The organism is Arthrobacter sp. H5 (assembly GCF_000520595.1).
Taxonomy (GTDB): Bacteria; Actinomycetota; Actinomycetes; order Actinomycetales; family Micrococcaceae; genus Arthrobacter_D.
In genome coordinates this window covers 38,055-50,939 of the sequence record NZ_KI914996.1, presented here as the reverse complement: position 1 = coordinate 50,939, position 12,885 = coordinate 38,055, and the positions used below count along the sequence as shown (strand labels likewise).

Below are 12,885 nucleotides of genomic sequence, written 5' to 3'. Positions count from 1 at the left end.
GTCCCGCCGTCGTCGTTCTTGATCCCGTCATGGTGGCCACCAGTGGCGACCGTCTGCTGGCGGACGACGCCGAAAGCGCGTTGCGCGCGCTGCTTCCTTTCGCTCACCTGGTGACACCCAACGTGCCGGAGCTCGCGGTCCTTATGGGGGAGCCGGTGGCGGCGACCTGGGGCGAGGCGGTGGAGCAGGGCCGGAGGCTGTCGAAAGCGACCGGCACCAAGGTGCTGGTCAAAGGAGGCCATCTGCCCGGCTCTGTTTGTCCCGATGCACTGGTGGACTCCACTGCGGAAGAACAGATCCGCGTCCTGGAAGGGCCGCGGATCGTGACGGACAACACCCATGGGACGGGCTGCTCGCTGTCTTCGGCACTGGCAACGGTGCAGGCGCGGACTGGCAACTGGTGGGAATCGCTCGTTGACGTGAAGCGCTGGCTCACCGGTGCGTTGGAGAGGTCCAGCGAGCTTGAGGTCGGTCAGGGCAACGGGCCAATCCATCACTTCCACGCCTCGTCCGGGAGCCGGCTGCGGCCCTTCAGCGCGGTCGCCTGGGAGCAGACGGCCCTCTGGCGCAGCCGGATCCATGAACTGACGTTTGTCCGCGGACTGCGAGACGGCAGTCTTGCCCCGGATCACTTTGCCTACTATCTGGCGCAGGATGCCCTGTACCTCGGCAGCTATTCCCGGGTGCTGGCCCGGGCGAGTGCGCTCGCCCCCACCGAAACCGAGCAGCTGTTCTGGGCTACAGCAGCCCGGAACTGCATCCAGGTGGAGGCAGAACTCCACCGCACCTGGCTCCAAGGGCAACCGCCAGTGGAGGCCGGCCCGGTGACCAAGGCGTATGTTAACCACCTCCTCGCCGCGAGCGCTGGAGGGAGCTACGGGGTGCTCATTGCAGCCGTCCTTCCGTGCTATTGGCTGTACGCGGATGTGGGCAGCGCCCTGCATGATGCCTGGTCGAAGGCAGGGCGGGATGCTGCCCACCCGTACGCCGCGTGGATTGAGACCTACGCCGATCCCGCGTTCGCCGAGGCAACTGCGCAGGCAATTTCTGTGGCCGACGCAGTGTATGCCGGCGCGTCGGCCGCAGAGCGCTCTTCCATGCTGAGGGCATTCGACGATTCCGCGCAGTATGAACTGGAGTTCTTCGATGCGCCCCGGCACCATGGATAGCGGTGCCGCATGTGCGGTCGGGTGGTGCCGGAACCGCGGTAAGCTGAAATCCGGGGTTCGCGTGACCTTGCCGGCGACTCGCCGCTGCAGCCCTGATTTGCGGGAAGCCTGCAAACTGGCGTAATCTGGATCTTCGGTGCGCGCGCCTTCTAACCGGTATTCCGGGGCGCGGATGCACAGCGGATTTCCGGTGACAGTCTTTAGAGGCCAAAACAGCCGATGAAGTCCGCAATCATTAAACGTACTGACAGAATTAAACGTCGAGAGAAGTGAGTTCCCAAGTGGTGTACGCGATTGTCCGCGCAGGCGGCCGCCAAGAAAAGGTTTCCGTGGGAGACCTCGTTACCCTTGACCGCGTCACCGGTAAGGCCGGCAGCAGCTTCACGCTGCCCGCTCTCCTTCTGGTAGACGGAGACAAGGTGACAACCGCGGCCAAGGATCTGGCCAAGGTATCGGTCACCGCTGAGATCATCGAGAATCTCCGCGGCCCAAAGATTGTCATTCAGAAGTTCAAGAACAAGACCGGGTACAAGAAGCGCCAGGGTCACCGTTCGGAACTGACCCGAGTCAAGATCACAGGCATCAAGTAGCCGTTGCTGGCAGCTTTTCGTCGATCAACAGTTTCTTTACCAAAGGCAGGCATAACAAATGGCACATAAGAAGGGTGCGAGTTCCACTCGCAACGGTCGCGACTCGAACGCACAGTACCTCGGCGTGAAGCGCTTTGGCGGTCAGGTTGTCAAGGCAGGCGAAATCATCGTCCGCCAGCGTGGCACCCACTTCCACCCCGGCGCAAATGTTGGCCGCGGCGGAGATGACACGCTGTTCGCACTGGAAGCAGGTGCGGTTGAGTTCGGCACGCGTCGTGGCCGCAAGGTCGTCAACATTGTCGGCGCGGCAGCGGAGTAGCATTTCCCTCCAACGCATCAGGCACTAAAGCAGTCAGGTGGGGTGAGCCATTTCGGCTCACCCCACCTTCTTTTAAGCCGGTTAGACTCGGTTTCGACAATAGATTTCATGAAGGAGTTCAACGTGGCAAGCTTCGTTGACCGGGTGGTTCTGCACGTGTCCGGCGGTACCGGTGGTCACGGCTGCGTTTCCGTCAAGCGGGAGAAATTCAAACCTTTGGGCGGGCCCGACGGCGGCAACGGCGGTGACGGCGGCGGGGTGATCCTGCGCGTTGACCACCAGACCACCACGCTGCTGGACTTTCACCATGCACCGCACCGCCATGCCACCAACGGCGGCAACGGCATGGGGGACTGGCGGGAAGGCAAAAGGGGAGAGACTCTGGTGCTTTCCGTCCCGGACGGAACAGTGGTGAAAACGCGCGACGGCGATGTTCTTGCCGACCTCGTCGGTGAGGGCACCGAGTTCATTGCGGCCGCCGGAGGGCAGGGCGGTCTGGGCAATTCGACGCTGTCATCGCAGAAGCGGAAAGCCCCCGGATTTGCACTGCTGGGAATCCCGGGTGACGCCCGCGACGTCGTTCTTGAGCTGAAGTCGATTGCCGACATTGCCCTGGTTGGCTTCCCGTCCGCGGGCAAGTCCAGCCTCATCGCCGCAATGTCCGCTGCACGTCCCAAAATCGCCGACTACCCGTTCACCACACTGATCCCCAACCTGGGTGTGGTACAGGCAGGTGAAACACGGTTTACCATCGCTGACGTGCCCGGTCTCATCGAGGGCGCGAGCGAAGGCAAGGGCCTGGGGCACAACTTCCTGCGCCACGTTGAACGGTGCGCCGCATTGGTCCATGTGCTTGACTGCGCCACTCTCGAAGCGGACCGTGACCCACTCAATGACCTGGAGATTATTGAACGCGAACTGGAGAAGTACGCCGTCGATATGAGCTTTGCCGGCCCTGACGGCGAAGTTGTACCTCTCAATGAGCGGCCGCGCCTGATTGCCCTGAACAAAGTGGACGTTCCGGATGGAAAGGACATGGCCGGTTTTGTGCGCCCAGAGCTTGAATCCCGCGGCTACCGTGTCTTTGAGGTGTCCGCCTCAAGCCATGAGGGCCTGCGCCAGCTCGGCTTTGCCATGGGCGAGATTGTGCTGGCGGCACGCGAGCAGCTGAAGGCTGCCCCGCCAAAGGTGAAGGCGCCGGTACTGCGGCCCCGCGCGGTCAATGAAAAGGGCTTCATCATCCGGAACGAGGAGAAGAATCTTCTTCCGCTGTACCGCATTCTCGGCGAAAAGCCCGAGCGGTGGGTCAAGCAGACCGACTTCACAAATGACGAGGCGGTTGGGTACCTTGCCGACCGGCTGGCTAAGTTGGGAGTTGAGGAGCAGCTCTTCCGGAGCGGAGCAAAGCCCGGCGACACCGTGGTGATCGGCGAGGGGGACGGCGTCGTCTTCGACTGGGAGCCAACCATGATGGGTGGAGCTGAATTGCTGGCATCGCCGCGCGGAACCGACATCCGGCTCGGCGAACTCATCCGCCCCACCAGGGACGAAAAGCGTGAGGACTACCAGGGCCGCAAGGAAGCCAGGGCCGCTGCCCGCGAGGAGCTGGAGGCTGAGCGGAAAGCGGGCATCTGGACGGAATCGGTGAACTACAAGCACAATCCGGCGAACACAAAGAATACTGGTGCCGACGCGGATGGGGACGCGGATGGACCAGCCAGCCAAGACTGACCCTGTAACCGACACTAAGGAATCAATGACAGTAAAGCGCCCACTGAAAACCCGGTCCGGACTGGCGAAAGCCAAGAGAATTGTTGTGAAGGTAGGATCCTCCTCCCTCACCTCGATCTCCGGAGGACTTTCCGAAGAGGCGCTGGTAGCCCTCTCTGACGTGCTGGCAGCCCGGCGCAATGAGGGTACCGAAGTCATCCTGGTGTCATCCGGCGCCATTGCGGCGGGCCTTGCCCCGCTTGGACTGGTGCGCCGGCCCAACCAGCTCTCCTCCCAGCAGGCGGCAGCCAGTGTGGGGCAGGGCCTGTTGATGGCCCGCTACACGCAGGCCTTCGGAGCCCACGGGGTAACGGTGAGCCAGGTGCTGCTGACGGCCGAAGACTTGATCCGCCGCACCCACTATGCCAACGCCCACAGGGCCATGGAGCGCCTGCTGAATTTCGGCGTCGTTCCGATTGTTAACGAGAACGACACCGTGGCCAGCCATGAGATCCGGTTCGGCGACAATGACCGTCTCGCGGCGTTGGTGGCGCACCTTGTTAAGGCAGATGCGTTGATTCTCCTGTCGGATGTCGATTCACTATATGACGGTCCGCCGAAGGACGGTGCGCAGCGCATCCCGGAGGTCCGCAGTTCCGCTGATCTGGAAGGCGTGACAATCGGGCGAACCGGCAAGGCTGGGGTGGGCACCGGGGGGATGGTCACTAAGGTGGAAGCGGCAACGATTGCCGCCAGTTCAGGCATTCCGGCGCTGGTTACGTCCGCTGCCAACGCCGGGGCGGCACTGGCAGGGGAGGACGTGGGGACATGGTTCAGCACCAGCGGACGCCGGCAGCCCATCCGGCTGTTGTGGCTTGCGCACCTCGCAGACATCCAGGGCACCCTGACAATTGACGACGGCGCGGCCAAGGCCGTGGGGGAGCGCCGCCGTTCCCTTCTTCCGGCGGGAATTGTCTCCGTGGGAGGCGAATTTGAGGCGGGTGACCCGGTGGCGATGCTGGACCGCAAGGGCGGCGTGATTGCGCATGGACTGGTCAACTACAGTTCATTCGAGCTGCCCCGCATGCTCGGCCGCACCACCCGCGAACTCTCAATGGAACTTGGCCGCGAATACGAACGCTCGGTTGTCCACGTCAATGACCTTGTGGTGCTGAGGCCCGCTGCCACCGCTTAGGCTCCGGCAGCACCTCTTCGTTAGACTTGGGTGATGACTGACGTGACCACACAGCAGACTGACCACCCCGCCGACACAGCTGACGGGCAGGGTCCAACATCCCCTTCGGCAATAAGCACTGAACAGGCCGTCCATAATATCGCTGACCGCTCAAGGGTGGCCGCGCGCCGGATTGCCCGCGCCAACCGGGCGTGGAAGGACAGGGCGCTCCTCGCCATCGGGGAGGCGCTGATAGCGAAGCAGGACGTCATCCTCCGGGCCAACTCCCTGGATGTCGAAGCCGGGCGGAACAACGGCACATCCAGCGCATTGCTGGACCGGCTGAGCCTTACCGAAGCCCGCATTGCGGGCCTCGCAAAAGCACTGGAAGACCTCGCCGGCCTGCCGGATCCTGTGGGAACCGTCGCCCGCGGGCAGACCCTTCCCAATGGCGTACGGCTGCGGCAGGTGCACGTGCCGCTTGGCGTGGTCGCAGCCATCTACGAGGCACGGCCAAACGTTACCGTGGACATCGCCGGTCTGGCCCTGAAGAGCGGCAACGCAGTGATTCTTCGCGGGGGAAGCGCCGCAGCGCACACCAACGCGGCCCTGATCGGTATCATCCGTGACGTGCTGGACGCATCCGGGCTCCCCGCGGATGCAGTGCAGAGTGTCGATGAGTACGGCCGGGAGGGAGCCAATGTGCTCATGAAGGCGCGCGGCCGGGTGGATGTGCTGATACCCCGCGGCGGCCATGACCTCATTCAGACCGTCGTGTCCAACGCAGCAGTCCCCGTTATTGAAACGGGAGAGGGCAACGTCCACATTTTCCTGGACGAGAGCGCCGACCCTGAGATGGCCGTTGATATTCTGCTCAACGCCAAGACCCAGCGTCCCAGCGTCTGCAACACGGTGGAGACCCTGCTGGTGCACCGGGACGCTGCAGCTGTCCCGGCAGTGCTGACCGCTCTGTCCAGGGCAGGGGTCAGGATCCATGCAGATCAGCGGGTGCTGGCGGCCCTTCCTGCGGGTGTCGAAGCGGACGCCGCCGACGACGGTGACTGGGGCAGGGAGTATATGGACCTTGACATCGCGGTTGGAATGGTCGACACGCTGGACGACGCTCTGGAGCACATCCGGAAGTGGAGCACGGGCCACACCGAGGCGATCATCACCAATGATCTGGCACGCTCCGAACAGTTCATTGCCGGCGTGGACTCTGCCGCGGTGATCGTGAACGCTTCGACCCGCTTTACCGACGGCGGCGAGCTTGGCCTTGGCGCGGAGGTTGGAATCTCCACCCAGAAAATGCATGCCCGCGGCCCCATGGGACTGCGCGAGCTCACCACCACCAAGTGGATCATCCAGGGCGAAGGACAGATCCGCGTGTAGAGTGCATGCGCTTGACCCGTGTGCGTCCGCTACGGGGCAGCGCGTAACATAGAAGGAAACCTCATCACCTACCCGTCGAATGATGGCGGGCAGAAAAACAGATCCCAAGGGGAGAATGATGCTGACCCAGTTTCTCAACGCCGCGGCCGTTGCGGGTGAGACGGCAGAAGAGCACGTGCAGCTGCCCATGGACCCGATCATGTATGGAGCCCTGATTATGGGTGGGCTGCTGGTTCTGATGTTCGTGACGATTGCGTTCACCAGTCTGGGCCACCGACATGAGGCGGTCGAGGAACATTCGGACCCGCACCGCCAGCATCCCAACAAGCATGACCACGGCGAGAACCCGCAGCACTGATTTCCTTGACAGATCATCCGGAGGCGACTGGCCTGCACGGTGTGGGCCCGGTGGGTCCACCCGGAGCGGAGGGGACGCCGTGGCGGCTAGGGGTGATGGGCGGTACTTTTGATCCCATCCATCATGGGCATCTGGTGGCCGCCAGTGAAGTTGCTGCGGTGTTTGACCTGGATGAAGTGGTGTTTGTGCCCACCGGCCAGCCCTGGCAGAAGTCCGAGAAAGAGGTCAGTGCGGCTGAACACCGCTACCTGATGACCGTTGTGGCCACCGCATCCAATCCAAGGTTCACGGTAAGCCGGGTGGATATTGACCGGCCGGGCCCAACCTATACGATTGATACGCTGCGTGACCTGAAGACAGCACGGCCGGAGGCTGAGTTGTTTTTTATCACCGGCGCCGACGCAATGTCGCAGATCCTGTCCTGGAAGAACGTGGATGAGCTGTGGTCACTGGCCCATTTTGTTGGGGTGACGCGTCCGGGGCATGAGCTTCGCGGCCGTGGGAAGGACGTCAGCCTGTTGGAGGTTCCGGCCATGGCAATTTCCTCCACGGACTGTCGGCGCAGGGTTTCCAGCGGATACCCCGTCTGGTATCTGGTTCCTGATGGCGTGGTCCAGTACATCGCGAAGCACAGTCTGTACAAAGAGGGCGGTCCGCGCCGGAACAGCGCAGCGCGGCCGGAAGTATCAACAACAACATGACAACTACTGGGTGAGAAAGCAATGAGCAACGGTAACGAGTCCGCACAAAGCCGCAGGTCGGCTCGACAAGCGCGCGGAGTCTCAGCCGACCAACAAACCGATCCGCAGGCTCAACAGGCAGGTGCCGGGACGGCCGCAGCGCAGCGGCACACCCGGTCCACTGCTGGTTCCGGTCCGGGTGGATCGGCCCGGGACGTCCCGCGCGAGCGGCGCAGCCGGCGTGCGGCGGATGCTCCGGTTGATGCTCCCGCCACCACAGCCCCGCGGGAACGCATTTCCCAGACGAGGGCCCGCGACCGTGAAGCACTTCGGACCTACCGCGCCCTGTCCGATCAGCAGGCGCCCACCGAACAAGCCGACCAAGTGTCCACCCGGCGGCAACTTCGGCGCCAGCAGCAGATTGCCCTGGGTACCCAGGGCGTTCCGGTGGTCCAGAACGCCCATTCTCAGCGGCAGTCCGAGGGGCACACTCCCACGGCATCGGACATTGGCGGCCGCGACAGCGAACCCGGTCGTCATCCTGAACCGGACGGTACACAGCCTGGTGGGGAAGCAACCGCCGTTGATCTGATGAGCGTGGAGCAGGCTCTTGCTGCGCGGGAAGCAATCATTGGGCAGGCGGAGAACCAGGTCGCGATGATGGAAGCGTCCAGGACCGACGACCCATTCTCCGTCGATCTGGAGATTCTCGCGCAGCAGAAGGCCCTTGCCGAGCGCGCAGCCGTACTCAACACCCGTGCGCAAAAGATTCAACAGCTCACCCAGGAGAACCAGCAGCGCAAGCCGTTACTGAATGACCCAACCACCGCACACAACCTTTCGATTGTTTCCCCGGTCGGATTTGTTCAGGGATCCGGTTCACCGGTGGACAGGGCACCCGTCACATCGCATATCCCAGTGGTGACCGGGACGAAACCTCGGCAGGGCGGCACTACGCACGGCGTGGTGGCTCCGGTAGTTGTTCCGCAGCGCCCCGCACCGGCTAAGCCGGCTCTGCAGGAGCCGGCCGCACCCGAACAGCGGCCGGTGGTGTCCTCGCAGGCGGAACAAGTGCAGGTCGGTCAGCCTCCATCTGCTCTTTCGCCGGACTCTGCCAGCCGCTCGCGCGTTCTGGCGCAGGCGGAAGCGATGGTCCAGGGGCAAGGCAACCCCGGATCGGAAGGGGCAACGCCTATCCGTGCGCGGAGCGCCTATGGACTTGAGCCGCTCGATGCAATGACTGCCGGTCTGGCGCGCGTCAAGCGGATGAGAATGATGCAGTATTCAATCGTTGGCTTGGGCGCGTTGGCGCTCATCACCGGCATCATGATGATCGCTGGGATATTCAATTGAATATGACAGCCAACAACACACAAGGAGATCAGTGAGCGCAACCGATTCGTCCATTGCAATTGCACGGACCGCGGCACATGCCGCGTCCGACAAGATTGCACAGGATATTGTGGCCATCGACGTCAGTGACAGACTGGCGATCACCGACGTTTTCCTGGTCGCTTCGGCTCCCAGCGAGCGTCAGGTCAACGCGATTGTGGACGGTGTCGAGGAAGAGCTGTCCAAGCAGGGCTTGAAGCCTGTCCGGCGCGAAGGACGGAGTGAGGGCAGGTGGGTGCTGCTCGACTACATCGACGTGGTCATCCACGTGCAGCACGAAGAGGACCGCGTTTTCTACGCGCTGGAGCGCTTGTGGGGGGACTGCCCGGTCATTGACCTGCAGCTTGAGGCCTCTGTGCCGGCAGCATCCTCCGACGCGGAGTGACTCCGCACGCCGCGGACAATGCGGCAGGCGGTCTGTCCTCGTCGCTGCGCCGGATCATCTTCTGGCGGCACGGCCGGACCGAGTGGAATGCCGGGGGCCTGTTTCAAGGCCAGGAAGACATTGCGCTTGATGATGTGGGCCGGCAGCAGGCCATCGACGCGGCTGCGGAACTGAAGCACGTTTCGCCGTCGCTGATTGTGGCATCCGATCTGGCGCGGGCGTACGACACCGCCCGCGAGCTTTCTGCTGTGACCGGATTGCCCGTCGAGCGCGATGAGCGGTTCCGTGAGACTTTTGCGGGTGAGTGGCAAGGGCTGACGTTCAGTCGGATTGCTTCCCGTTTCGCGGAGAATCAGGCGGCCTGGCACGCCGGAGATCCGGCGGTGCGTGCTGGCGGCGGGGAGAACCGTGTGGAGGTTGGCCTAAGAATGTCACATGCCACGCTCGACGCCGTTAGCCGGCTGGCGCCGGGGAAGACCCTGGTGGTGGCGAGCCATGGTGGTGCCATCAGGGCCGGACTCGCAGCTCTGATGGGGATGCCTCCCGAGCTGTGGGGCTCCCTGTCGGGTGTTGCGAACTGTCACTGGTCGGTACTGGAGGAGCTGGACACCGCCGACGACGGGCGGTTGCGGTGGCAGTTGACGGAGCACAACGTCGGCTTGGCATCGATGCCGTCGACGCCGCTCGAGGGATGATTCGTTTACTCTACTGGGGCTCGTTCGGCCGATTTTGCGCGGGGGCGAAAATTTACTAAACTAAACCAGTTGCCTCGGAGCGGTTGGCCGGGAAAACACCAAGAAATTGGGGCTGTGGCGCAGCTGGTAGCGCACCTGCATGGCATGCAGGGGGTCAGGGGTTCGAATCCCCTCAGCTCCACTGGAAATCCTCTGGAAAACGGGAAAGTACCCCGGTTTCCAGGGGATCTTTTTCTTTGGCCAAACGCTGTCCCGGCTACGGGGGGTGAGATCACCAGAGATTTCGCCATGGGGGCAGGAACGTGTATACGGTATCTGAGTTAACGCTGCATGTGACCGTCGCGGGGTGTAACTACCAGAGTCCGCGCAGGGGGACCTGTGGAACGCGTGGGCAGATCGCCTCGGAAGTGGTGGCGATGGTCACCAGGGGTTGGTGTTGAGGCGACGCCGGAACGTGCGGTTCATCGTCTCAGGTGTTCCGAAGCCACAGGTTTTGGCAACCTGTTCGATGGTCCTGTTTGTGGTTTCCAGGAGCCGGCAGGCGGACTCCAGACGGACGGCTTCGACATGGTCGGCCACAGTGGCTCCGACCTCAGACTTGAAGACACGAGTGAATTGGCGTTCGGAGAGATTGATTTGTCGGGCGAGTGCGGCTACGGACAGGTCCTCAGTGAGGTGGTCGCGCAGCCAGGATAGAAGGTCGCGGACCGGTTCGCTGTCTGCGGCCTGACCAGCGAGGAGAGCGGAGAACTGCGCCTGCCCTCCGGAGCGCTGGAGGTAGACGACTAACTGACGGTCGCGGCTGCGCCGTGACCGTGGTCGTCAGCCACGAGCGCGAGGGCGAGGTCGATGCCGGCGGTGACGCCGGCGGAGGTCCAGACATTGCCGTCGTGGACGTAGATGGCGTCCGCGTCAACGGTGATGCCTGCGAATGTGCCGGCGAGCAGCCCGCACTCCGCCCCGTGGGTGGTGGCACGTCGCCCTTCCAGGAGTCCGGCCGCGGCGAGCACGAAAGCGCCGGAGCATACCGAGGTGACCCTGCGCGCGTCCGCGGCGAGCAGTCGTACGTGATGGAGCAGATCCTCGTCTGCGTTGGCGGTGTCCATGTCGGCACCACCGGCGACCATGAGCGTATCGACCGGACCGGTGATCTCGTGGATCGGGAATGTCGCGAATTCCAGACCACAGCTCGCCCTCACCGGACCACCCCGGACGGTGACGATGTCGGTCCGGTACTGAACCGACGGAAGGAAACGGGAGGCGGTCGAGAAGACCTCAAGGGGGCCGGTTACATCGAGGATCTGGGCGGCGTCGAAGGTGACGATGACAACGCGGCGCTCATTCATCGAGTGTCCATCTATCCATGGTAGGCCTCTGTCGCTGCCATGGCCGGTATCGTCAACTTTTTGTCCTTGTGGGCCATCTGGATGAGCTCCACACTGAAGTCATCCGCTTGATCCAACCAGAGGTGTATCCCAGTGACCCACGCCGTCCTTCCCCAACCCTCCACCGCCGCCGAACCAACGCTCTCCACTTCAGTCCGACTGCCCAAGAAGCGGCGAAGGCTTGTGCTGAGAGTCCTCGCCGGGCTGGCGTTCATTGCTGCTGTGCTGGTCCTCGGGCTGCCCGGCCTGATCCCGTTCGGTCTGCTGCTTGCCTTCAGTGTCGATTCCGACGACAACGAAGCCAAGCGGTCGGTCATCCGGACCCACGCAACCTGGGGCTGGCCGGGGCAGTGATCGCTGCCTCCGGCTGGTTCTGGCTGTCGCTCCCCGATCTGTCCGGGTCGACGCTCGTGGTGATCGCCGGGACGTTGATCGCGTTGCCGCTCGCGCTCCAGGAGTCAGCCGCTGACGCGGCGCGTCAGCGCACGATTGTCATCACGAAGCGCAGCGCTCCTGGCGCTCCTGGCGCTGGTGAGCTTTGCCTACCTCTACGAGGAGAAGGGCCTGTGGCTCTATGGGCTGGCGGCGGTATCCGTCGTCCTTCCGCTCTCATTGGCGGCGTCGCGCCTATGGAACGCCCGGCGGGGGCGGATCGAGCTCGGGCTGCTCCACCATCCACTTCGCCGGGAGGTGCGGGCACACCTGGTGCAGGCCGTTAACATCTGGCTGCTCTGTGCCCTGCTGGCTGGAGTCCTCGCCGCCGGCGGCACGCACAGCGCACGGATCGGGTACACCCTAAACGCCGTCGAGTTCAACATCATGTTCGCAGCCTTCGCCGCGGGTCTGGTCCTGCTGGCGGCATTGGCGTTAGTCCCTCGCCGGCGCGTCTACGTGGCGACCAACGTGGTCGTGGTCCTGCTGTCGGGCTTCGTTGCCTTCCAGCTCGTCCCAGTTTTTGTCCCGGCTACCAATGCCGTGGTGCTCGACTCACCACTGGCTGGCGAGTGGTTCGTGTCCATCGGGGGCCGCAGCGCGCTGATCAACGGTCACTCACCCAACGAGGGCAACGCAGTGGACTTCCAGCGCTGGGCGAGAATGGGCGAAAAAACACGGGAGGAAGCGACGCCCCACTTACCGACTACGCAACCTTCGGTTTGCCGGTGCTGGCGCCCGCCGACGGAAAGATTGTCAGGGTAGCCGACCACTACGCCGACAACCCGGCCGGCACCAACGGTGACCGCGCCAACCACGTAGTGGTGGACATCGGTGGCGGCCGCTACGTGCTGATGGCCCACCTGAAGCAGGGCAGCGTCACAGTGCAGGTCGGGGACGCCGTGCGGAGTGGACAACCACTCGCCGCGGTCGGGAACAACGGCCACTCGAACGAGCCGCACCTGCACCTGCAGGTCCAGGACTCACCGGCAGGCATCAACGCCGACCGTACCTACCCCATGGTGTTCCGAGACGCCCACATCACCAGGGGCGGTGCCTGGCCATGGGGCGACAGCCGCGAGCTTCGCACCGGCGACCTTGTGCGGGGGCTCGGACGATGACGACGATGACGACGACGACGCCGAATGCGGTCCGGCGCCGTCGGTTCACGGCGGGCGGCGAGCCTGCTGGCGGTGGCAATGTC

15 protein-coding genes and 1 tRNA gene are annotated in these 12,885 nt (G+C 63.5%); 15 read left to right on the top strand and 1 reads right to left on the bottom strand.

The features are described from left to right. The 12 genes from Y708_RS24565 to Y708_RS0111630 all read left to right on the top strand — a co-directional run. The coding region (locus Y708_RS24565; RefSeq protein ID WP_035776113.1) for a bifunctional hydroxymethylpyrimidine kinase/phosphomethylpyrimidine kinase at window positions 1-1,169 on the top strand (1,169 nt) is incomplete at its 5' end. Window positions 1,170-1,450: 281 nt separating this feature from the next. Next, on the top strand, window positions 1,451-1,759 hold the full coding sequence (rplU, locus tag Y708_RS0111680) for a 50S ribosomal protein L21 (protein ID WP_028280076.1): 309 nt from the start codon (window positions 1,451-1,453) through the stop codon (window positions 1,757-1,759). Between the two features lie 58 nt (window positions 1,760-1,817). Next, window positions 1,818-2,078, top strand: coding sequence for a 50S ribosomal protein L27 (gene rpmA / locus Y708_RS0111675; RefSeq protein WP_028280075.1), 261 nt, complete (start codon window positions 1,818-1,820; stop codon window positions 2,076-2,078). 123 nt (window positions 2,079-2,201) lie between these two features. Then, window positions 2,202-3,809, top strand: coding sequence for a GTPase ObgE (gene obgE / locus Y708_RS0111670; protein ID WP_028280074.1), 1,608 nt, complete (start codon window positions 2,202-2,204; stop codon window positions 3,807-3,809). A 25-nt stretch (window positions 3,810-3,834) separates the two neighbouring features. Next, window positions 3,835-4,983 (top strand): glutamate 5-kinase, encoded by a 1,149-nt coding sequence (gene proB / locus Y708_RS24560; RefSeq protein WP_035776110.1) that lies wholly within the window; start codon window positions 3,835-3,837, stop codon window positions 4,981-4,983. Between the two features lie 33 nt (window positions 4,984-5,016). Then, on the top strand, window positions 5,017-6,354 hold the full coding sequence (locus Y708_RS0111660; RefSeq protein WP_028280073.1) for a glutamate-5-semialdehyde dehydrogenase: 1,338 nt from the start codon (window positions 5,017-5,019) through the stop codon (window positions 6,352-6,354). A 118-nt stretch (window positions 6,355-6,472) separates the two neighbouring features. Continuing rightward, window positions 6,473-6,712 (top strand): hypothetical protein, encoded by a 240-nt coding sequence (locus Y708_RS0111655; RefSeq protein WP_028280072.1) that lies wholly within the window; start codon window positions 6,473-6,475, stop codon window positions 6,710-6,712. 92 nt (window positions 6,713-6,804) lie between these two features. Then, complete coding sequence (nadD, locus tag Y708_RS0111650) at window positions 6,805-7,413, top strand: nicotinate-nucleotide adenylyltransferase (RefSeq protein ID WP_275451107.1); 609 nt, start codon at window positions 6,805-6,807, stop codon at window positions 7,411-7,413. A gap of 21 nt (window positions 7,414-7,434) precedes the next feature. Further along, on the top strand, window positions 7,435-8,745 hold the full coding sequence (locus tag Y708_RS27535; RefSeq protein ID WP_028280070.1) for a hypothetical protein: 1,311 nt from the start codon (window positions 7,435-7,437) through the stop codon (window positions 8,743-8,745). Window positions 8,746-8,776: 31 nt separating this feature from the next. After that, entirely contained in the window at window positions 8,777-9,169 is a 393-nt protein-coding gene (rsfS, locus tag Y708_RS0111640) for a ribosome silencing factor (RefSeq protein WP_028280069.1), read from the top strand. After that, entirely contained in the window at window positions 9,166-9,864 is a 699-nt protein-coding gene (locus Y708_RS0111635) for a histidine phosphatase family protein (protein ID WP_253905793.1), read from the top strand. Before rsfS ends, Y708_RS0111635 begins: the two co-directional genes overlap by 4 nt. A 108-nt stretch (window positions 9,865-9,972) precedes the next feature. Further along, window positions 9,973-10,045 (top strand) — tRNA-Ala (locus Y708_RS0111630). 604 nt (window positions 10,046-10,649) lie between these two features. Here the strand turns inward: Y708_RS0111630 and Y708_RS30445 are convergent. Next, window positions 10,650-11,210 (bottom strand): AraC family transcriptional regulator, encoded by a 561-nt coding sequence (locus tag Y708_RS30445; protein WP_051478932.1) that lies wholly within the window; start codon window positions 11,208-11,210, stop codon window positions 10,650-10,652. Window positions 11,211-11,342: 132 nt separating this feature from the next. Between Y708_RS30445 and Y708_RS29180 the strand changes: the two genes are divergently transcribed. From Y708_RS29180 to Y708_RS29820, 3 genes are all read left to right on the top strand, one after another. After that, the gene (locus Y708_RS29180) at window positions 11,343-11,603 is read left to right on the top strand and encodes a hypothetical protein (protein ID WP_155853832.1); all 261 of its coding nucleotides are present in this window, start codon (window positions 11,343-11,345) and stop codon (window positions 11,601-11,603) included. A gap of 135 nt (window positions 11,604-11,738) precedes the next feature. Then, entirely contained in the window at window positions 11,739-12,446 is a 708-nt protein-coding gene (locus tag Y708_RS29825; protein ID WP_028280067.1) for a hypothetical protein, read from the top strand. After that, complete coding sequence (locus tag Y708_RS29820; RefSeq protein ID WP_028280066.1) at window positions 12,410-12,802, top strand: peptidoglycan DD-metalloendopeptidase family protein; 393 nt, start codon at window positions 12,410-12,412, stop codon at window positions 12,800-12,802. The genes Y708_RS29825 and Y708_RS29820 overlap by 37 nt, the downstream gene beginning before the upstream one ends. Window positions 12,803-12,885: the final 83 nt, after the last annotated feature.

What these genes read in the sequence shown, in the direction of transcription:
- rpmA (WP_028280075.1), top strand. Translation starts at nt 1,818, where the DNA reads ATGGCACATAAGAAGGGTGCGAGTTCCACTCGCAACGGTCGCGACTCG.
- proB (WP_035776110.1), top strand. Translation starts at nt 3,835, where the DNA reads ATGACAGTAAAGCGCCCACTGAAAACCCGGTCCGGACTGGCGAAAGCC.
- Y708_RS0111660 (WP_028280073.1), top strand. Translation starts at nt 5,017, where the DNA reads ATGACTGACGTGACCACACAGCAGACTGACCACCCCGCCGACACAGCT.
- Y708_RS0111655 (WP_028280072.1), top strand. Translation starts at nt 6,473, where the DNA reads ATGCTGACCCAGTTTCTCAACGCCGCGGCCGTTGCGGGTGAGACGGCA.
- Y708_RS27535 (WP_028280070.1), top strand. Translation starts at nt 7,435, where the DNA reads ATGAGCAACGGTAACGAGTCCGCACAAAGCCGCAGGTCGGCTCGACAA.
- Y708_RS30445 (WP_051478932.1), bottom strand. Translation starts at nt 11,210, where the DNA reads ATGAATGAGCGCCGCGTTGTCATCGTCACCTTCGACGCCGCCCAGATC.